Raw genomic sequence first — 20476 nt, 5'->3', positions numbered from 1 at the left:
TTTGGCGCCTCGTTCGGAGGGTGGATTTCATGCTCAAGTGGTTGATGGGCAAGCTCGTGATGGCCGGCATCGCCGTCGGCGCGTCGCAGGTCGGGCCGAAATTCTACGAGAAGTACGTCGGCCCGATGCCGCCCTCCATCAAGGAGGTGTCGCAGATGGTCGATTTCAACGAAGTCTCGAAGAAGCTCACGACCGCGATGGCGCGGCGCTAGACGCCGGGCCCCAGGAACGCCCGCGTCGCCGCCACGGCGTCCGCCAGCCCGGTGCGCGTGATCGCGACGCCGGGCGGGAACGCCGTCAGCAGACGCGACGGCAGGCGGTTGTCGAGCAGCACGAACACGCCGCGGTCGTCGGCGCGGCGTACCAGCCGGCCGAACGCCTGCTTCAGCCTGAACCTCGTCAGCATGTCGTCGTAACCGTTGGCCGGGTTGCCGGCCGCGCGGTGCGCCGCCTTGCGGGCGCGGTGCAGGATGTCGGGGCGCGGCCACGGCACGCGGTCGAACACGATCAGACGCAGCGACCGTCCCGGCACGTCGACGCCGTCGCGCACCGCGTCGGTGCCCAGCAGGCACGAGCGCTCCTCGGCCCGGAAGATGTCGACCAGGGTGGCGGCGTCCATGCCGCCGACGTGCTGGGCGTGCAGCGCGATACCGCGCGCCTCCAGGGGCTCGACTAGTCGCGGGTACACGGCGCGCAGCCGGCCGATCGCCGTGAACAGGCCGAGCCCGCCGCCGTCGGCGGCGAGGAACAGCTCGCGGTAGGCGGCCGCCACCTGCTCGGTCGAGTCGCGCGCCACGTCGCGCACGATGATCACGCGGGTCTGCTCGGCGTAGTCGAAGGGCGAGGCCACGGCGGCGCGGATCGCGGGGGCGGCGAGGTGTCGGGCGCCGGTCCGCGCCTCGGCCGCGACCCAGTCGGCCGACTCGGCCGTCGCGAGTCCGATGGCCGGCGCCGGCGGCGGATCGTTGGCGCCGCTCCAGTCGCGCAGCGTCGCCGAGGTCACGACCACGCCGTGCGCCGGCTTGACCACGGCCTCCGCGAACGGCTCGGTCGGATCGAGGTAGTGGCGGTACATGCCGACGTCGAACTCGCGGCCGTCGCTGCGGTCGATCGCGAACCAGTCGACGAAGGCGGGGCGCGCGGCCTCCAGCTCGAGCTCGCGCAGCATGCCGATCCACGCCCGCAGCTGGATCTCGCAGCGGTTCAACAGCGAGCGCGAGACGCCCTCGATACGGTTGCGGGCCGCGGTGTCGAGCTCGGCCGCCTCGTCGTCGAGCTTGGCCAGCAGCGCGCGGCGCAGCGCCAGCGCCGGCTTCAGGATCGCCTCCAGCGCCTCGGCCAGTCCGTTCGCGGCGTCGACCAGACCGGGCGCGGGCGGCCGCACGTCGCATTCGACGCCGTGCGGCGAGTCGTCCGCCGCCGTGCGCGCCAGCACCTGCGCGCGGGTGAGCGCGAGGAACTCCTCGGTCGGGCCCAGCACCGTGCCGTCGGCGACGCGGGTCTGCCAGTTGGCCGACGGCAGCTCCAGCGCCGCCGCCAGCAGCGCGCGCAACGCCGCGGAGGCGCCGGGATCGCCCTCGACCAGTTCGCCGACGCGCCGCTCCAGGCCGCGGGCGCGGCTGCCGCGCGCGCCCTCCGCGCCGAGCAGCCAGCGCCGCAGATCGGACGCCTCGACGCCGGTCAGATGCGCGGCGAAGGCGCCGTCGGCGGCGTCGAACAGGTGGTGGCCCTCGTCGAACACGTATCGCGTCGGGCGTGAATTATCGTCGAGTCCGCCGGTCGCCGCCTGGATCATCACCAGCGCGTGGTTGGCGATCACGATGTCGGCGGTGCGCGCGCGGCGGATGGTGCGTTCGACGAAGCAGCGCCGGTAGTGCTCGCAGCCGGCGTAGACGCATTCGCCGCGCCGGTCCGCCAGCCTTTGCAGCCGGCCGCGGCCGATCAGATCGCCCAGCCACGCCGGCAGATCGCCGCCGACCATGTCGCCGTCGCGCGTGGCGGCGATCCAGCGCGCCAGCAGGCCCAGGCCGACCGCGTTGGCCGGCGTCCCCAGCGCGCGCTGCGCCGCCTCCTCGAAATTCAACAGGCAGAGGTAGTTTTCGCGGCCCTTGCGGACCACGACCTTGCGCCGCTTGGTGGCGCGGTCGGGGTGCAGGCGGTCCAGTTCGGAGTCGATCTGGCGCTGCAGGTTGCGGGTGTAGGTCGCGACCCACACCGGCGCGCCGTTGGTCTCCGCCCAGAGCGAGGCCGGCGCGACGTAGCCGAGGGTCTTGCCGACGCCGGTCCCGGCCTCCGCCAGCACCATGTGCGGCTCGCCTTCGCGCTCGCGCGGCCGGAACGCCATCGACACCGCCGAGGCGTAGTCGCTCTGCGTCGGGCGCGCCTCGCTGGCGCCGCCGCGCTCGAGCAGTTCGGCCAGCCGCGCCCGCGCCGCCGCGGGCTCCACCGGCAGGGACGAGGGCGGCGTCGCCGGCGGTTCGTCCTCCCACGACGGCAGCCGCTTCCACGCGTCCAGCCCGGCGAAGCCCCGCGGGCGCGGCGAATCGGGCGCCACGCCGAGCGCCGCGAGCACGGCGTCGCCCCACGGCCAGCCGCCGGCGCGCATGGCAAGTGCGAGCGCGCGCGTCTCCGCCGGCTCGCGCGCCGCGCCGTCCTCGATCTCGTCGAGCATCGCCCGCGCGCAGGCCAGCAGCGTGCGCGCCTCGGTCTCGGGCGAGGCCGGCTCGGGCAGGTCGAACGCCTCCGCGAGTCCGCGCACCGTCGGCAGGCAGAACGTCGCCGGCCGCGCGAACGCGAACAGCTCGAGCGCGTCGCGCGCCGGTTGCGTCTCGATTCCGAGCCGGAGGAACGTCGACGGCGCGTGGCACACGATCGGCGCCGCGCCGGCCAGCGCGCGGGCGCGCGCCTCGTCGTGCGTCAGCGTCGCGACGGCGCCGTCGGCGGTCGCCCACAGCGCCGCGCGCGCGGTCACGACGAGCGCGGCGGGCGGGGCGCGGGGAACGGGCGCGTCGGCGGGCATGCGCCCGCACATAGCACGTTTCGGGAACGCCGCCGCGCCGTCGCCGGCGCCGCCGCGCGCCCCGGGCGGGCGGTCAGATCGGAACGATCGAACGGTGCTTTGGCGGGTGGTCGTTGGGCCGCCGCGGGCGGGCCCGCGACAGCGTCTCGATCAGCCGCCGGCGCGTGTCCCGCGGGTCGATGATGTCGTCGATTCCGAAGCCCTCGGCGGCGCGCAGCGCGTTCACGCGCCGTTTGGTCTCGGCGATCATCTCGGCGCGGCGCGCCATCGGATCGGTCGCCGACTGGTACTCCTTGCGGAACGCGACGTCGATCGCGCCCTCGATGGACATGGCGCAGATCTCGGCGGTCGGCCAGGCGAAGCACGCGTCGGCACCGAAGCTGCGGCCGCCGGCCATGGCGAAATAGCCCAGCCCGTAGCCCTTGCGCAGCACGACCGAGACGCGCGGCACGCTGGCGTGGCCCCATTCGAACACCAGCTTGGCGCTGCGCCGTCCGAGCCCGGTGCGCTCGGCGCCGGAGCCGATCGAGAAGCCGGGCACGTCGATGAACGACACCAGCGGCACGCCGAAGGCGTCGCACATGGCGATGAAATGCGCGCCCTTGTCGCAGGCGTTGGCGTCGAGCATGCCGCCCAGACGCAGCGCCTGGTTGGCGATGAGGCCCACTGGCCGGCCGCCGAGCCGCGCCAGCGCCGTCACGAGATTGCCGGCGAAGGTCGGCTTCAGTTCCATGACGCTGCCGGGATCGACGATCTTGGCCAGCACCTTGCGGACGTCGTAGGCCTTGCGGGTCGAGACCGGCACGAGGTCGAGGATCGAATCGTCGAGCCGCGCGGCGACGCCGTCGACGGAGGTCGTCGGCGCCACGTCGCGGGCGTTGGCCGGCAGGTAGGAGAGGAAGCGCTTCGCGGCCGCCAGCGCCGCGTCCTCGTCGGCGACGCCGAGATCGGCGATACCTTGGCGGTCGACCTGGACCTCGGCGCCGCCCAGCGCCTGGATGTCCGGCTCCTCGCCGGTCGCGGCCTTCACCAGCGCCGGCCCCGCGAGTCCCATCGTCGATAGGCCGCGCACCATGACGACCAGATCGGCCATGCCGGCGTAGTTGGTCGGCCCGGCGAAGCCGGCGCCCAGCATCAGGGCGACCATCGGTATCCAGCCCGAGGCGCGCGCCATGTCGTGGAACATGCCGTTGGCGGCGGCGAAGTGCCGCGAGTCCTGGCCGTCCTGGATGCGGTGACCGCCGCCGTCGAGGATCATCACCAGCGGCACGCCCTCGGTGATGGCTATCTTCAGCGCGCGCTGGGTCTTGGCGCTGCCGAGCCGGCCGATGCTGCCGCCGTGGACGCTGAAATCCTGCGAGAACACGACCACCGGACGGCCGTCGATGCGCGCGGTGCCGGCGACCACGCCGTCGGCCGGCGTGCGCTCGCGCAGCGCCTGCGATTTGACCGGGTCGGGCTCGTCCTGCGCCACGACCAGCGCGCCCAGCTCGTCGAACGAGCCGGGGTCGACCAGCCGCGCGAGGCGCTCGCGGGCGCTGAGGCGTCCGCGGGCGCGCAGACGCTCGACGGCGTCGGCCCGCGCCGCGTCGCCCAGCGCGCCGCGCGCGGCGGCGACGCCGTCGATCAGCTCGCGGATGGTCGGCGTCGCGTCGGCCGCGGCGGAGGCGCCCGGCGCCCTTGCTGAGTCGTTCATGTGATCCTCTCCCGGCGGATCCGGATTCCGGCCGCCTCGCGGTCCCAGGTGTCCGGGGTGACGCCGTCTCCGCGCAGCAGGTGCTTCTGCACCTTCTGCGTCGGGGTCTTCGGTAGTTCGGGAAGCATCCGCACGTAGCGCGGGATCATGAAATGCGCCATGCGCGGCCGCAGATGCTCGATCAGCGCCGCCGGGTCGACGACGCGGCCCTCGACCGGCGCGACCACGGCCAGCACGTCGTCCTCGCCGAGCTCGGACGGCACGCCGACGACGGCGACCTCGCGCACGTCGGGGTGGGCACCGATCTCGGCCTCGACCTCGAACGACGAGATGTTCTCGCCGCGGCGGCGGATCGCGTCCTTCATGCGGTCGACGAAGAAGTAGTTGCCGCCGGAATCGACGCGGAAGGCGTCGCCGGTGTGGAACCAGCCGTTGCGCCAGGCGCGCGCCGTGGCCTCGGGATCGCCGTGGTAGCCGTGGTTCATCGCCCACGGCGCGTCGGTGCGCAGGATCAGCTCGCCGACGGCGCCGACCGGCACCTCGCAGTCGTCGGCGTCGACCAGCCGCGCCTCGACGCCCGGGCGCGGCCGGCCGCAGGTGCCGCGCGTCACGGGGTCGCGCTCCGACACCAGCGGCCACGACGTCTCCGTCATGTTGAACGTGGTGTAGACCACGACGCCGAAGCGCTCGGCGAAGGCGCGCGGATCGTCGCTCAGCGGCACCATCACGACGGTGCGCAGCGTGTGGTCGCGGTCGCGGTCCGACGGCGGCTCCTTCATCAGGAACGGCACCATCGCCCCGAGCAGGGTCAGGCAGGTCGCCCGCGTGCGCCGCACCGTGTCCCAGAAGGCGCGGGTGTCGAACGACTCGACCAGCGCGATCGAGCCGCCCTTCAGAAGCATGCGGTTGACGGCGCCGGTGCCGCCGGCGTGGAACAGCGGCAGGTTCACGAGGTTGCGGTCGTTCCCGTCGACCGCGTCCAGCGCGTTGGAGCAAGCGGCCGACTGGGCGTAGGAGCAGAGCACGCCCTTCGACGGACCGGTGGTGCCCGACGTGTAGATCACCGTCTGGGTGTCCCACGGCATGATCGGGCGCTCGGGCGGCGCCGGTTCGGCGCCGTCGACCGCGAGGACGCCGGCCGGGTGCGCCGTCAGACCGGCGGGAAGCGCCGCCGTTCCGTCGCCGCCGACCACGACCGCGTCGGTCAACGATCCGCGGTCGATATCCGCCAGCCGCGGCAGCAGGGCGGCGTGGCCGACGATCAGGCGCGCGCCGGCGAGGCGGATGGCGTGCTCCAGCAGCCGCCCGCGCCAGGCGAGGTTCAGCGGCACGTAGACCGCGCCGAGGTAGTTGAGCGCGAACCAGACGACGAGCGCGTCCGGCCCGTTGGGCAGCCAGCTCAGCACCATGTCGCCCTGCCGTGCGCCGAGGCGCTGCAAACCCGCGGCGGCGCGCGCCACGCGGCGGCGCAACTCGGCGTAGGTCCACTCAGCGCCGTCGTCGAAGCGCACGAACACCTTGTCGGGCGTCGTGGCGGCGCGCCGGTCGACGAGGTGGCGCAGCACGCAGTCCTCGGGCGCGGGAACGCGCGGGTCGCGTCGGATGCCTGTCATCGGCCTGTCGTCCTTCCGGCCCGCCGTCGCCGCGCGCCGCCGGCCGGTTCGCCCGCGGGCAGCGTGGCGCGCACCAGCCCGACCAGCGCGTCGCGGATGGCGTCGAGATCGGTCGTGGTGTCGCCCATCAGATGCTCGATCACCAGACCGCGCAGGGCGCCGAGGATGATGGCGGCCTGCTGGGCGCAGTCGATGTCGTCGCGGATCTCGCCGTCGCGCTGGCCCTCGCGCAGGCGGGCGGCGAGGTCGGCGCGCCATTTGTCGATCAGCGCGTTGACGCGCGGCCGCAGCGCCGGCGCCGCGCCCAGCGATTCGACGTAGACGGCGTAGAGCGCCGCCGTGGCCAGCGGGCTGCGGCGCGCGCCGTCGACATGCGCGTCGATGCGCTCGATCACGGCGGCGACGCCGCGCCGGCCGCCCGGCGAGGCCGCGACCCGAGTCTCGAACCACGCCGCCATCGAGTCGAGCAGGGCCTCGATCAGGCCGCGCTTGCTGCCGAAGCGCTCGACCGGGAGGCCGCGGCTGTAGCCGGCGGCGACGCCGACCTCGGCGAGGCTGGTGCCGGCGACGCCCTGGCGCGCGAACAGCCGCGTCGCGGCGCGCAGCATGCGCCGGTCCGACTCGCCGCGCCGCGCCGCCTGGGTGCGGCGCGCGGTCTCGCCCGCGACCTGAAACTCGGCCTTGCCCTCTGCCCTCATACGCGGCACTCTAGCACTTGCTTGTCAGCCAGCAAGTAAATATCCGGATGGGGCCGTCGCCGGCGCTGGAATCCGGTGGATGCGGAGGAAACGATGATCGATCGCACGACCCGGCGGGGTTTCGTCGGTGGAAGCGCCTTGGCGCTCGCCGGTCTCGCGGCCGGCGCCGGCCGCGCCCAACCGGCGGGCTGGCCGAACAAGCCCGTGCGCTTCGTCTGCGGCTACGCCGCCGGCGGGCTCACCGACATCATGGCCCGCGTCACGGCGGAGTTCCTGACGGAGAAGCACAAGCAGCCGTTCGTGGTCGAGAACAAGACCGGCGCCGGCTCGATGATCGCGGCCGAGCTGGTCGCGAAATCGCCGCCCGACGGCTACACGATCCTGTTCACGAACTCGACCGCGATGTTCCAGAACCGGGTCATCTTCAAGAACGTCCCCTACGACACCGAGCGCGACTTCACGCCGATCGCCATGCTGTCGGCCGGCAAGGTGCCGCTGTTCGTGCACAAGTCGGTGCCCGGAAACGCCGGCCTCGCCGACCTCGTGGCCTACGCCAAGGCCAACAAGACCAGCTTCGGCACCACCGGGCCGGGGTCGCTGTCGCACATCTTCTGCGTCAAGCTCAACGAGATCTACGGGCTGAGCATGGAGCCGGTCCACTACCGCGGCGAGGCGCCGATGTGGGCCGATCTGTCGGCGGGCGTGACCCAGGCCGCGTGCTCGACCTATCTCGGCGCGCTGTCGGCGCTGCAGGCCGGCAACATCCGGCCGGTCGCCGTGCCGACGCGCACGCGCATGAGGAGCAAGCTGCCCGACGTGAGGACGTTCCTCGAGCAGGGCGCGACGCATCCCTACTTCCTGATGGAGAGCATGGTGTGCTGCGTCGCGCCGGCCGCCACGCCGCGCGAGATCGTCGACGCGCTGTCCGCCGGCATGGTCGAGGCCAACGCCACGCCGCGCGTGAAGGGTCTGGTCGACCAGTTCGGCCTCGACCAGGGCATCCAGGGCCGCGCCGATTTCGAGGCGTTCATCAAGGAGATGGGGCCGCAGCTGGTGTCCTCCGTGCGCGAGCTGAACCTCACGCCGCAGTAGCCGCGCGGCGTCGGCGGTTGACCGGCGCCGGGCCGGCCCGTATCGCTGGCGCATGGAGTCCGGGACCCCCGCGCGCGAATGGGCGCGCGCCCACGCGGTGGCTGCGGTGACGCTGGCGGTCGTCAAGGGCGCGGGGCTGGCGGCGTCGCTCGGCGATCCGGGGGCGCCGGCGCTGCACATCATGGTCGACATCGTCGACGCCAGCACGCCGGTCGCGCTGGTCCTCGTGCTGGTCGCCGTGCAGGCCTTCGCGCTGCGGCCGCTGGCGCCGCTGTGGTGGCTGTGGTTCGGCGCCGGCATGGTCGTCGCGGTCGGCGCCGGCGGCGCCCTGGTGTGGGCCGAGACGATGGCGGAATTCGACGCCCCGGTGTCGGCGGTCGCCGGCGCGGTGTCGCGCTTCGTCGCCGACGTGGTGTCCGGCGACGCGATGACGCCGGCCGGCGAGGCGGCCGAGATGTGGACGCGCCAGATGATGCGCGCGCTGATCTCCACGGCGCTGCTCGGATCGGCCTGCGCCTTGGCGCAGGCCGGCGTCGCCGTCGGCGGCCGATCCGCCGGGCTGGAGTGGATCGCGCGGGCCGCCGCCGCGTGGGTCGTGATCGCGGTGGCGTTGTCGTTCGCGACGATGGTGGCCCTGGTGATCGGCACCGAGGCTTTCCTCAAGCCGTTCGGCGCCGCCCTGCCCGATGGCGGCGCCTCGATGTTCCAGACCTTGACCCACGCCGGCCTCTACGCGCCGATGCTGGCGTCCGCCGCCGCCGGGGCATTGTTCGGGATCGTGACCGCCGGTTGGGTGTCCCGCCGCGCGCCGCGCGACGTGGGGAGCCGCATCTGAGCGGCGGCGCCATCGATGCGCGCTTCGCCGCGATCTGGATCGCTGCCGGCGCGCTGCCCGCCGCCCTGCTCGCGGCCTACGCGACCGTGCGCGTCGCCATCGGCGACGGCCTGCGCCACCTCCCTGCCGAGCTGCCGCTCGCCGAGGCTGTCGCCTGGCTCGAGGGCGAGTACGGATGGGAGCGGTTCCAGGTCGAGCTGGTCGGGCAGGGCCTGACGCTCGGAGTCGAGGCGTGGCTGCTGCGCCGCGTCCATCCATCGCCGGCGCCATGGGCGCCGCTGGGCTGCGCGGCCGTCGCGGTGGCTGTCTGCGGCATCTGGGCGACCAACCATCTGCTGCCGGAGTGGCGCTGGAACGGCCTGGTCGTGGCGACGCTCGTGGTCGCCGGTTGGACCGTCTGGTCGGGACGCCTGCTGGCGCGCGGCGGATTCTCGGCGCGCCGCTGGACCGTGGCCGCGGCGATCACGTGGATCGCGGCCGCCGGCGCCGCGCTCGGCTGGGGGCACTGGGTCGGTGACGGCGTCGACGCCACCGCCGAGGCGTCGGCGGCCGCGCCGGTCTCGTCGGCGCTGTCGTCCGTCGCCGGCATCCTGAGCACCGCGCTGGTCGGACGCCTCGTGTTCTCGGCGGGAACCCTGCTGGCGCTGCGGTCGGCGTGGCGCCGTGGCGCGGTTGACGCCCTGTCGGACCGCACCTAGTTTGCCCGCTTTCCGCGCGCGGACGCGGTTTTCCACGGATTGGACGGCGGCATGGGCGCGGAACGGCTCTTGGCGGAACAGGCGCGGGCGTGGCCCTTCGAGGAGGCGCGCAAGATCGTCGCGCGACTGGGCGGAGCCGACGTCTCGAAAACGCCGGCCAAGGGCTACGTGCTGTTCGAGACCGGCTACGGCCCCTCGGGCCTGCCGCATATCGGCACCTTCGGCGAGGTCGTGCGCACCACCATGGTGCGCCAGGCGTTCCGGCGGCTGTCGGACGTGCCGACGCGGCTGTTCTGCTTCTCCGACGACATGGACGGCTTCCGCAAGGTGCCGGACAACGTGCCCAACAAAGAGATGCTGGCGCAGCACCTCGGCAAGCCGCTGACGGCGGTGCCCGATCCGTTCGGCACGCACGAGAGCTTCGGCGCGCACAACAACGCCCGCCTCAACGCGTTCCTCGATTCGTTCGGCTTCGAGTACGAGTTCCAGTCGGCGACCGACTGGTACAAGTCCGGCCGGTTCGATCCGATGCTGCTGGCGATGCTGCGCCACTACGACGAGATCCAGGCCGTCATGCTGCCGACCCTGGGCGAGGAGCGGCAGAGCACCTACAGCGTCTTCCTGCCGGTGTGCCGCAAGACCGGCCGCGTGCTGCAGGCGCCGGTGGTCGCGACGGACGCCGACGCCGGCACCATCGTCTACCGCGACGGCGACGGCGCGCTGGTCGAGACGCCGGTCACCGGCGGCAACGTCAAGCTGCAGTGGAAGGCCGACTGGGCCGGGCGCTGGCACGCGCTCGGCGTCGATTTCGAGATGTACGGCAAGGACCTGATCCCGTCGGCCGAGCTCAGCGCCAAGATCGTGCGCATCCTCGGCGGCACGCCGCCGGACGGCTTCTTCTACGAGCTGTTCCTCGACGACCAGGGCCGCAAGATCTCCAAGTCGAAGGGCAACGGGCTCTCGGTCGAGGAGTGGCTGGCCTACGCGCCGCCGGAATCGCTGGCGCTGTACATGTTCCAGCAGCCGCGGCGGGCCAAGCGGCTGTACTTCGACGTCATCCCGCGCGCCGTCGACGAGTATCTCGCCTTCGTCGAGAAGCTGCCGGCCGAGACGCCGGACAAGGCGCTCGAGAACCCGGCGTGGCATATCCACGACGGCAAGGCGCCGGACAACCGCGTCGCCGGCGTCAGCTTCGCGATGCTGCTCAACCTCGCCGGCGTCGCCAACACCGACGACAAGGACGTGCTCTGGCAATATCTGCGCCGCTACGTGCCGGGCGCGACGCCGGAGACCGCGCCCTATCTCGACACGCTGCTGGCGCGCGCGGCGCGCTACTACGTCGACTTCGTGAAGGCGAACAAGAAGTTCCGGCTGCCCAGCGACGCCGAGCGTCCGGCGCTGGCCGATCTCGCCACGACGCTGCGGACGATGTCCGACGACGCCACCGCCGAGGCGATCCAGAACGAGGTCTACGAGGCCGGCAAGCGGCACTTCGCCAAGGACAAGCTGCGCGACTGGTTCGGCGCGCTCTACCAGGTGCTGCTGGGCAGCGACCAGGGCCCGCGCATGGGCGCCTTCATCAAGCTCTACGGTCGCGACAACGTCGTGCGCCTGATCGACCGCGCGCTCGCCGGCGAGGATCTCGGCGAGGCGGCGTAGGGCCGCCTTCCGTCTTCGCGGCCGCTTCCCTCGACCGCCCGCTCCCGTCTGGATGAACGCATACGACTGCGATAACGTCGGGTCACACGGGTCGAGCCGGGAGCGCGTCCTGACCACCCGTTGGACCGCCGGTCCACTGTTCGCAGCGTAGTGGCGTCGTCTTCGAGGGAGGACTCCATGCGTCTGATCGGACCTGACGTCTCCCGCCGGGCGACCGCCGTGATCCTCGTGGCGGCTCTGTGTGCGCTCGCCGCCGGGCCCGTGGTAGCCCAGACCCCGCGCGCCGGGGGCGCCGTGGATGAGGAGATGGCGCTCAAGATATTCGAGCATATCGAGGCGCAATGCGCCCTCGCGGCCGCCGCGCGCGACGCCGAGGCGCTCGACGATCTGGCGCGGCGGGCCAGGGAGCGCGTCGCGACCGGCGAGCGGGGTCTGCGCGAGCGCGAAGCGAAGCTGGAGGCCGCGCGGGCCGAGATCGAGAAGCAGCGGCACCAATACCGCCGATGGACGATCGAGACGGCCAGGTCGGAGGAGATGGTCGAGCAGGCCAACGCGCGCGGCGAGCCCAAGCACATCATGGATTCCCTGCAGCGCCGGCTGGACGGCGTGAATTTGAAGCGCAATGAGGCCAAGGATAAGCTCGTCACCGCCGACGACGCGGAAACACTGGCGCTCGAGTATCTGCGGATGCACCGCGGTCGGCTCGGCATGGTCCGGGTGATGATGCGCAGCGTCGAGATCTGCATCGAAAAGCGCCGTGCCGAGCTATCCCCGCCGCCTGCGGTCACAGCCGCGCCGGCGAACCCCTTGGATCCGCCGTTCAGCCTGGCCGGCACGTGGGGCGGCGGATGCGACCAGGGCACGAAGGTCGGGGGCACGTTCAGGGTCGCCGTCGCCAAGGGCGGCGCCGTCAGCGGCCAGTACGTGTACAGCGGCGGCGGATCGCCGGGGCCGTTGTCGGGCACGCTGGGGCCGGACGGCAAGCTGGCGGTGGGAAGCGGTGATTCAAGCTTCTCCGTCCGGTGGGTGGGCTCCGTCGTCGCGGCCGGCGGCACGCGGTCGGGCTCGGGCACCTGGAGCGGCAGCGGCTCCGGGATCAAATGTGGCGGCTCGTGGACCTCGGGGCCGCCGGCGTGACCGGTCGTCACGCGCGACGCCGCGCGGTCATCGGCGCGCTGCTCGCCGCCGCGGTGGCGGCGACCGCGGCCGCCCAGACACCCCCGGCCGGCGGACGCTCGCCGGGCGAGGAGGCGGAACGTCGCGCCGAGGCCGAGAAGGTCCTGCGGATCAAGGCGCTGACGTTGGCGATCCGCGTCACTCTGCGTCGGACCGACGAACCGACCGCGGTGCGCGACATCGCCGCGATCGGCAAACGATTGGTCGAGGCGCCGAAACCGGGCGGCTGGGCCGGCGTGTTCGCCACGGAGCACCGCGACACCGCGGCGGCGTTCTTCGACCACGTCGCGCAGGCCGTGGCGAAGCCGCAGCGGTGGCCGACCGATCAGCCGGCCGAGACCTACCGGCTGCTGGCCAAGGGCACGCTGAGCGGCGGCCGGTCGATGTACGCCGAGATGATGGCCGCCGGCCGCTATCCGGGGCTGGCCATCGACGAGGCCTACTCCGCGCTCGCGTGGAGCCAGGGCCGCAATCCGCCGGCCGGCGATCCGGCCCTGCCGACGCGGCTGGCCGAGCGCCTGCTGGACCGCGCCCTGCCCGAGCCGTCGGTCGCGTCGCCGGCGTCGGCCACGCCCGCGAAGCCCGGCGCGCCTCCATCCAAATAGCGCCGGGGAGTGTAAATATTCCGATGAATGTTTTTTGCTTGCCATAATATTCCAAAGAATATATCAACATTCCATAGCATTTATATCGGAGGCGGACATGGCGATGGCGCGGCGTGGATTCATCCGAATCGTGGGCGGTGGCGTGGTGCTGGCGGCGGCGGGCGCCGTGGCCGCGCCGCGGCTGGACGCCATGCCGGCGGAGGCGGTCGAGGGCTGGAACGGGCCGTCGGCCGAAGTCGCCGACATCCGCCGTCGCGCGCTGGCCTGGGCGATCCTGGCGCCCAATCCGCACAATCTCCAATCCTGGAAGGTCGATCTGCGCGAACCCGGCGTGGCGACGCTCTACGTCGACCGCGCACGGCTGCTGCCGCACACCGACCCGCACAGCCGGCAGATCCTGATCGGCCATGGCGCGTTCCTCGAGCTGCTGTCGCTGGCGGCCGGCGCCGAGGGCCACCGCGTCGAGATCGAGACGTTTCCCGAGGGCGCGTTCGACGCGCGGGACGTCGACGATCGTCCCGTGGCGCGGATCCGCTTCGTGAAGGGCCCGGCGATGCGCGCCGATCCGCTCCACGCGCAGATCCCGCGGCGGCGTACCACCAAGACCGCGTTCGATGGCCGGCCGGTGTCGGCGGCGGACGCCGCGGCGCTGGCGGCGGCGGTGGCCGGCGCGCCCGGGATCGCCTTCGCCGCCGCGGTGGAGCCGGACCGCGTCGCCACGCTGCGGCGCGTCGCCAGCGCCGGTAGCGAACTGGAGATGCGCACGCCGCGCACGCTCAAGGAGAGCATCGACGTGGCGCGGATCGGCGCCGCCGAGATCGCGCGCCACCGCGACGGCATCTCGCTGCACGGCCCGATGATGTGGGCGCTGCGCCACGCCGGGCTGATGACCCCGGAGAAGGCCCTGACGCCGGGCACGATGGCGTTCCAGGGCGGCCTCGACTACGCGATGAAGGGTTACGCCAGCGCGGCCTCGTTCGGCTGGCTGTCGACCGACGACAATTCGCGCGCCGCCCAGATCGCCGCCGGCCGCGCCTACGCCCGCCTCGCGCTCGCGGCGAGCGCGCGGGGCGTCGCGATCCAGCCGCACAGCCAGACGCTGCAGGAGTACCCGGAGATGGCCGGCCTGTTCGCGGACATGCGGCGCGAAACCGGAACCGCCGACGCAAGGACGCTGCAGATGTTCTTCCGCCTCGGCTATGCTGCGGAAGCCGCGCCGTCGCCCCGGCGGCCGGCGGGAAGCTTCGTGGTGGCCTGATGGCAGCGCGGACACGAAAGACGGCGCCGGCGTCCGCCGGCGCGGCGCGGGCGCCCATCGAGGCGCCGCCGTTGCCGTTCCGCATCGTCAACTGGATCGGCATCATCGACCAGCTCGCGACCAGCCTCGGCAACCGGTTGCTGGCGCCGCTCGACCTGCCGCTGCCGCAATTCGTCATGCTCAACCATTTCAGCCACCGGCCGGACGAGGACCGGACCGTCACCGCCGTGGCGCACGCGCTGCAGCAGCCGCAGCCCGGCGTCACGAAGACGATCCAGAAGCTGGTCGAGAAGGGATGGCTGGTCGAATCCGCGAACCCGCGCGACGGCCGCTCGAAGACGCTGCGCCTGAGCCGAGCGGGCGCAGCGCGCCACGCCGCCGCCGTCGACGCGCTGATGCCGGCGCTCGGCGCGGCCTTCGCCGACCGGTCGCCGCGCGATCTGGAGCGCATGTTCGACGATCTCGACCGCCTCAAGCGCTGGCTCGACGCCGAGCGCGACTGACGCGGCATCGTGCTTCTTGAGCGCGGCGCGGCGCCGGCCTACCGTGGCGGCCTCGATTCTAGAGGTGGGACCATGGCGAAGAGCAAGGCGCGCGCGGCCGTACCGGCGATCAGCATCGGCATCGCCGAGAAGGACCGCGCGGCGATCGCCGCCGGCCTGTCGCGGCTGCTGGCCGACACCTACACGCTGTACCTGACGACCCACAATTTCCACTGGAACGTCACCGGGCCGATGTTCAACACGCTGCACGCGATGTTCATGGTCCAGTACACCGAGCTGTGGAACGCCGTCGATCCGATCGCCGAGCGCATCCGCTCGCTGGGCCATCCCGCGCCGGGCAGCTACGCGCAGTACGGCCGGCTCAGCTCGATCGCCGACGCGCCGGTCAAGCCGCCCAAGGCGCTCGACATGGTGCGCATCCTGGTCGAGGGCCACGAGGCGGTGGCGCGCACGGCGCGCGGCGTCTTCCCGCTGGCCGACAAGGCCGGCGACGAGCCCACCGCCGACCTGCTGACCCAGCGCCTCACCGTGCACGAGCAGGCGGCGTGGATGCTGCGTTCGCTGCTAGAGGAGTAGCGCTGGCGCGTCCCCGGTCGGGACGCCGGCCGGCGCGGCCATCGCCGTCTATTTCCGCCGCGCGTCGCCGGCATCCACGACAACGACCGAGGGAGACGACGCCATGACCTACGAGGACATCCTCTACGACGTCGCCGAAGGGGTCGCGCGCGTCACCATCAACCGGCCGAAGGTGATGAACGCCTTCCGCGGGCGCACCTGCGAGGAGTTGATCCACGCGCTTAACCGCGCCGGCTGGGACGATTCGGTCGGGGTCATCGTGCTCGGCGGGGCCGGCGACCGCGCCTTCTGCACCGGCGGCGACCAGTCGGCGCACGAGGGCAACTACGACGGCCGCGGCATGGTCGGCCTGCCGGTCGAGGACCTGCACACCATCATCCGCGACGCGCCCAAGCCGGTGATCGCGCGCGTGCAGGGCTACGCCATCGGCGGCGGCAACGTGCTGGCGACGCTGTGCGACTTCACGATCGCGTCGGAGAAGGCGGTGTTCGGCCAGGTCGGCCCCAGCATGGGCTCGGTCGATCCCGGCTACGGCACCGCCTATCTCGCCCGCGTCGTCGGCGAGAAGAAGGCGCGCGAGATGTGGTACATGTGCCGCCGCTATCCCGCCGCCGAGGCGCTGGCGATGGGGCTCGTCAACGCGGTCGTGCCGCACGACCAGCTCGACGCCGAGATCGCGCGCTGGTGCGCCGAGATCATGGCCAAGAGCCCGACCGCGATCGCCATCGCCAAGCGCTCTTTCAACGCCGACAGCGAGAACATCCGCGGCATCGGCGGCATGGGCATGCAGTCGCTGAAGATGTACTACGCCAGCGAGGAGTCGCGCGAGGGCGTCGCCGCCTTCATGGAGAAGCGCAAGCCGGACTTCCGCAAGTTCACGAGGAAATAGGCCCGCGGGCCGGGAGCGACGGTATGGGCGCGTCCGCGATCACCGACGAACAGAGGGCGTTCCAGGAGACGGCGCGCCGCTTCGCGCGCGAGCGCCTGGCGCCGGGCTACATGGCGCGCGAGCGCGAGGGCCGCATCGACCGCGCGCTGATCGCCGAGATGGGCGCGCTGGGGCTGATCGGCGTCGACCTGCCGGAGGCGTTCGGCGGGCTGGGCCAGCCCAGCGTCACCGCCGGGCTGGTGATCGAGGCGGTCGCGCACGGCGACTTCAACGTCGCCTACGCCCAGCTGCTGGGCTCGCTCGAGGGCGCGATCCTGGCGCGCAACGCGGCGCCCGAGCTGGCGTCGGCGTGGATCAGGCGCATCGTCGCCGGCGAGGCCGTGGTGGCGCTGGCGCTGACCGAGCCGCGCGGCGGCTCCGACGCCGCCAACCTCGTGGTGTCGGCGCGGCGCGCGCCCGGCGGCTACGTCCTGAACGGCGAGAAATCCTCGATCAGCATGGCCGACCAGGCCGACGCCGCCATCGTCTTCGCGCGCACCGGCGAGCCCGGATCGGGCGCCCGCGGGGTGACGGCGTTCCTCGTGCCGATGGACTCCAAGGGCGTGTCGACGACGCGGTTCGACGACCTCGGCAGCCGCGCCGTCGGCCGCGGTTCGATCTTCTACGACGCGGTGTTCGTGCCCGAGTCGCACCGCATCGCCGCCGAGGGCATGGGCTTCACGCAGGTGATGCAGGGCTTCGACTACAGCCGCGCGCTGATCGGCCTGCAGTGCTGCGGCGCCGCGCAGGCGTCGCTCGACGAGACCTGGGAGTACGCGCGCGGCCGCGAGGCCTTCGGCGCGCCGATCATCCGCAACCAGGGCGTCACCTTCCCTCTGGCCGAGGGCGAGACGATGATCGAGGCGGCGCGGCAGCTCTGCTACCACGCGCTGCGCCTGCGCGACGCCGCCCAGCCGCACACCGCCGAGGCGGCGATGTGCAAATGGCTCGGCCCGAAGACGGCGGTGGACGTGATCCACCAATGCCTGCTCACCCACGGCCATTACGGCTGGTCGATGGACCTGCCGCACCAGCAGCGCCTGCGCGACGTGATGGGGCTGGAGATCGGCGACGGCACGGCGCAGATCATGAAGATGATCATCTCGCGCGCGAAAGCCGGCCGCGGCGCCTAGGCCGCGCGCCGCCGGCGTTCTACCGTTTCCGGAACGGATCGAGGTCGCGGGCCCAGCGCTCCCAATGGCCGGGAGTCGCGCGCTTGCGTGCCTCGGCGAATTCGCGCGCCGCGCCCTCCGCGTCGCCCTCCATCTCGTGGATCATCGCCAGCATGTAGTGGCACTTCCCGTAGTGGGGATCGCCCCGCGCCGAGTTTGCCAAATCGGCGCGGGCGCCCGCCAGGTCGCCGCCAAGCATTCGAAGCAGGGCTCGGGCGTCATTGGACCCCGCGTCCAGATTTTCGATCTCCAGCGCGCGCTCGCAGTCAACGGCGGCGCCCGCGAGATCCCCGGAGATCGCCCGCTGCCAGCCACGCCGGCCGTAGGCCATCGCGAACCCGGGACCGACGCGGATCGCCTCGTCGAAATCCCGCGAGGCGCGTTCGCGCTCGCCCATGGCCGCCCACAGGTCACCGCGTTTGGTCCACGCGAAGGGATCGAGCGGGTCGAGGCGGATCGCCGACTCCACGTCGCTCATGGCGCGGTCTGTGTCGCCGAGTGTGTCGAGCGCCTCCGCGCGGCTGGCGTATGTCGCGGCGAAGATCGGGTCGAGGTTGATCGCCTCGTCGAAATCCGCGACAGCCCGTTCGACGTCGCCCTTCCAGCTCCAAGTCGTCCCGCGGCAATGGAACGCGAGCGCGTTGGTCGGATCTAGACGTATCGCTTCGTCAAAATCCGCGATCGCGCCGTCGTCGTCGCGCAGGCCATTCCGGGCGAGGCCACGGTCGATGAATACCGCTGCGGCACGCGGATCGAGCCGAAGCGCATGGTCGAAATCCTCGACGGCACCGTGGAAGTCGCCGCTTCCTTGCCTCGCGAGGCCCCGGAGATGCAGCGGCAACGGACCGATCGGCCCCGCGGCGAGGACCTTGTCGAGATCCGTGATCGAGCGGCCGAACTCCCCCTTCCATCTCAGGACCAGAGCGCGCCCGAGAAGCGCGCGCTGATGGCCGGGGTCGGCGAGAAGGGCCGCGTCGAACTCCGCGATGGCGAGATCGAGCTCGCCTTTGCTTGTCCTTGCCAGGCCGCGGTCGGTGCGAATCAGAGGGTCGCCAGGGTTCAGCCTGAGCGCCTCGCCGAGGTCGATGAGGGCACGATCATGATCGCCCTTGTCCAGCCACGCCCTGGCCCGGTTGTAGCGGATCGCCGCGACGGTCGGATCGAACCGGATCGCCTCGCCGTAGTCCATGATCGCGCCGTCGATATCCCCTCGCGCCGCGCGGACGTTGGCGCGCGCGCCGAAGGCCTGCGCGTCCAGCGGACCGACGCGCACCGCCGCCTCGGCGTCCTCCAGCGCACCGTCAAGGTCGCCTTTCGCATGCCGCGCACGGGCCCGGCCCACGTATGGGGCCGGTGTGTCGGGGTTCGGATCCATCGATCTGTCGTAGTCGGCGATCGCGCTGTCGAGATCGCCCTTGTCGAACCAGACATCGCCCCGCCGCCAGAATGCCTCGGAGGAGTGTTGGAGCCGCAGCGCGCGGTCGAAGTCCGCCAGCGCCCCGTCGAGATCCCCGATCCCGTGCCTCGAGATACCGCGGGCGACGGAGATTCCGGGAAGGCTCGGAATGATGCGATCCGCGGCGGTGAAATCCGCGATGGCGCGGTCGTGCGCGCCGCCCATGGCGAGCATGAGGCCCCTGACATGGTGGGCCGTAACGCGGTCCTCGTACGAACCTCCTCCGCTCGCGATGAACTCGCCGCACGCCGCGATCCTCGCCGCGGTCGGGACCGTGATGTCTGGGTCGACGCACCGCAGAAACGCATCGTCAATCGGGACAACGGATGGCGGCGGCGCGGATTTCGGCCCGGGCCGGAGGATTCTGAGCACGCGCGCGAACAGCGACATGGCGGGTCCCGTCAATCGGGAGACGATACCACGTGGACGCGCATATCGCATGCGGGCAGCCACCGCGTCGCGAGCGGCCGCGTCCCGAGCGTCGGCTGGAGGAATCGCACGCGCCGCGCTACGGCTTCCGCAACGGATCCAGCTCGCGCTCCCAGCGCTCGAACTTGCCGGGCGGCGCCAGCCGGCGCGCCTCGGCGAAGGCGCGCGCGGCGTCGTCGGGCAGCGCCTGCGCCAGCAGCACCATGCCGCGCACGTAGTGGCGCTGGCCGTCCTCCGGCCCGGCGCGCAGCGCCGCCTCGATGTCGATGCGCGCCATCGAGGCGCGGCCGAGCGCCAGATGCGCCAGCGCGCGCGAGCCCAGCCCGTGCGCCGTGCCCGGCGCCAGCCGCAGCGACTCGTCGCAGTCGCGCAGCGCCTCCCCGGCGCGGCCGGCCACCGTGCGCACCCAGCAGCGGTTGTTGTAGGCGAAGGCGTAGTCCGCCTTCAGCGCGATGGCGCGGTCGTAGTCCGCCAGCGCCCCCGCGAGGTCGCCCTTCATGTAGCGCGCGTTGCCGCGGTTGCCGTGGAAGCGCGCGTCGTCGGGATCGATCGCCAGGGCGCGGTCGTAGTCGGCCAGCGCGAGGTCGTAGGCGCCGCGCGCGAAGTGCGACTGGCCGCGGTCGTCGTAGAAGACGGCGACGGCGGGATCGAGCGCGATGGCGCGGTCGAAATCGGCCAGCGCGCGGTCGTGCCTTCCGTCGAGCGCGTGCACGAGGCCGCGGTTGTAGTGGCTGTCGGCGACGCCGGGATCGCGGCGGATGGCCTCGTCGTAGTCGCGGATCGCCAGTCCGCGCGCGCCCTGGAGCTGGTGCGCCACGCCGCGGTTGTGGTGCGCCACCGCCAGCCGCTCGTTGGTGGCGCCGGCGGCGATGACCGCGCCGCAGGCCGCGATCACCACGTCGGGCGCGTCCGATCCGCGGCAGCGGTCCCAGTCGGCGTCCGGCCGCGCCGTCGCCGCGGCGGCCGCGAGGATCGACAGGACGAACGCGCCCGCCGTGATCCGCGCCCGCCGCGTCATGGCCGCCTCCCCGAAGTCTCCGTCCGCGCGATCCTATCGCGCGCC

General features: G+C 72.6%; 18 protein-coding genes. 12 read left to right on the top strand and 6 right to left on the bottom strand.

Annotated elements, in window-relative coordinates; genetic code table 11:
- The first annotated feature begins 29 nt into the window (after window positions 1-29).
- Window positions 30-212, top strand: coding sequence for a hypothetical protein (locus tag IPK81_09325; protein ID QQS14339.1), 183 nt, complete (start codon window positions 30-32; stop codon window positions 210-212).
- Here the strand turns inward: IPK81_09325 and IPK81_09320 are convergent.
- The 4 genes from IPK81_09320 to IPK81_09305 form a co-directional block, all read right to left on the bottom strand.
- Window positions 209-3019 carry an ATP-dependent DNA helicase gene (locus tag IPK81_09320; protein QQS14338.1) on the bottom strand — a complete coding sequence of 937 codons (2811 nt, stop codon included), beginning with the start codon at window positions 3017-3019 and terminating at the stop codon, window positions 209-211. The genes IPK81_09325 and IPK81_09320 overlap by 4 nt on opposite strands.
- Before the next feature lie 73 nt (window positions 3020-3092).
- Window positions 3093-4715 carry an acyl-CoA carboxylase gene (locus IPK81_09315; GenBank protein QQS14337.1) on the bottom strand — a complete coding sequence of 541 codons (1623 nt, stop codon included), beginning with the start codon at window positions 4713-4715 and terminating at the stop codon, window positions 3093-3095.
- Window positions 4712-6328: an AMP-binding protein gene (locus IPK81_09310; protein QQS14336.1), complete on the bottom strand. Its 1617-nt coding sequence runs from the start codon at window positions 6326-6328 to the stop codon at window positions 4712-4714. Before IPK81_09310 ends, IPK81_09315 begins: the two co-directional genes overlap by 4 nt.
- Window positions 6325-7035, bottom strand: coding sequence for a TetR/AcrR family transcriptional regulator (locus IPK81_09305; protein ID QQS14335.1), 711 nt, complete (start codon window positions 7033-7035; stop codon window positions 6325-6327). Before IPK81_09305 ends, IPK81_09310 begins: the two co-directional genes overlap by 4 nt.
- A gap of 84 nt (window positions 7036-7119) precedes the next feature.
- On the opposite strand from IPK81_09305, the gene IPK81_09300 reads away from it, so the two are divergent.
- The 11 genes from IPK81_09300 to IPK81_09250 all read left to right on the top strand — a co-directional run bounded on the left by IPK81_09300 (window position 7120) and on the right by IPK81_09250 (window position 17489).
- The gene (locus tag IPK81_09300; GenBank protein QQS15029.1) at window positions 7120-8118 is read left to right on the top strand and encodes a tripartite tricarboxylate transporter substrate binding protein; all 999 of its coding nucleotides are present in this window, start codon (window positions 7120-7122) and stop codon (window positions 8116-8118) included.
- Between the two features lie 52 nt (window positions 8119-8170).
- A complete protein-coding gene (locus IPK81_09295; protein QQS14334.1) occupies window positions 8171-8953 on the top strand; it encodes a hypothetical protein in 783 nt (260 codons plus the stop codon).
- Window positions 8908-9651: a hypothetical protein gene (locus IPK81_09290; protein ID QQS14333.1), complete on the top strand. Its 744-nt coding sequence runs from the start codon at window positions 8908-8910 to the stop codon at window positions 9649-9651. Before IPK81_09295 ends, IPK81_09290 begins: the two co-directional genes overlap by 46 nt.
- Window positions 9652-9702: 51 nt before the next feature.
- Entirely contained in the window at window positions 9703-11310 is a 1608-nt protein-coding gene (locus IPK81_09285; GenBank protein ID QQS14332.1) for a lysine--tRNA ligase, read from the top strand.
- 306 nt (window positions 11311-11616) lie between these two features.
- Window positions 11617-12447, top strand: coding sequence for a hypothetical protein (locus tag IPK81_09280; GenBank protein ID QQS14331.1), 831 nt, complete (start codon window positions 11617-11619; stop codon window positions 12445-12447).
- Window positions 12444-13091 carry a hypothetical protein gene (locus tag IPK81_09275; protein QQS14330.1) on the top strand — a complete coding sequence of 216 codons (648 nt, stop codon included), beginning with the start codon at window positions 12444-12446 and terminating at the stop codon, window positions 13089-13091. The genes IPK81_09280 and IPK81_09275 overlap by 4 nt, the downstream gene beginning before the upstream one ends.
- A 97-nt stretch (window positions 13092-13188) precedes the next feature.
- Entirely contained in the window at window positions 13189-14349 is a 1161-nt protein-coding gene (locus IPK81_09270) for a twin-arginine translocation pathway signal protein (GenBank protein ID QQS14329.1), read from the top strand.
- Window positions 14349-14852: a MarR family transcriptional regulator gene (locus tag IPK81_09265; GenBank protein ID QQS14328.1), complete on the top strand. Its 504-nt coding sequence runs from the start codon at window positions 14349-14351 to the stop codon at window positions 14850-14852. Before IPK81_09270 ends, IPK81_09265 begins: the two co-directional genes overlap by 1 nt.
- 72 nt (window positions 14853-14924) lie before the next feature.
- The gene (locus IPK81_09260) at window positions 14925-15428 is read left to right on the top strand and encodes a DNA starvation/stationary phase protection protein (GenBank protein ID QQS14327.1); all 504 of its coding nucleotides are present in this window, start codon (window positions 14925-14927) and stop codon (window positions 15426-15428) included.
- Window positions 15429-15531: 103 nt separating this feature from the next.
- Window positions 15532-16317: a 2-ketocyclohexanecarboxyl-CoA hydrolase gene (gene badI, locus IPK81_09255; GenBank protein QQS14326.1), complete on the top strand. Its 786-nt coding sequence runs from the start codon at window positions 15532-15534 to the stop codon at window positions 16315-16317.
- A 23-nt stretch (window positions 16318-16340) separates the two neighbouring features.
- Window positions 16341-17489 (top strand): acyl-CoA dehydrogenase family protein, encoded by a 1149-nt coding sequence (locus IPK81_09250; protein ID QQS14325.1) that lies wholly within the window; start codon window positions 16341-16343, stop codon window positions 17487-17489.
- A 19-nt stretch (window positions 17490-17508) separates the two neighbouring features.
- On the opposite strand, the gene IPK81_09245 is transcribed toward IPK81_09250, so the two are convergent.
- On the bottom strand, window positions 17509-19374 hold the full coding sequence (locus IPK81_09245; protein ID QQS14324.1) for a tetratricopeptide repeat protein: 1866 nt from the start codon (window positions 19372-19374) through the stop codon (window positions 17509-17511).
- Between the two features lie 118 nt (window positions 19375-19492).
- Window positions 19493-20431 carry a tetratricopeptide repeat protein gene (locus IPK81_09240; protein QQS14323.1) on the bottom strand — a complete coding sequence of 313 codons (939 nt, stop codon included), beginning with the start codon at window positions 20429-20431 and terminating at the stop codon, window positions 19493-19495.
- Between the last annotated feature and the right edge of the window lie 45 nt (window positions 20432-20476).

Source organism: Rhodospirillales bacterium, assembly GCA_016699855.1.
Classification (GTDB): domain Bacteria; phylum Pseudomonadota; class Alphaproteobacteria; order Reyranellales; family Reyranellaceae.
Note: the sequence above shows the minus strand (reverse complement) of the source record. Positions and strands in the feature narration are given on the sequence as shown.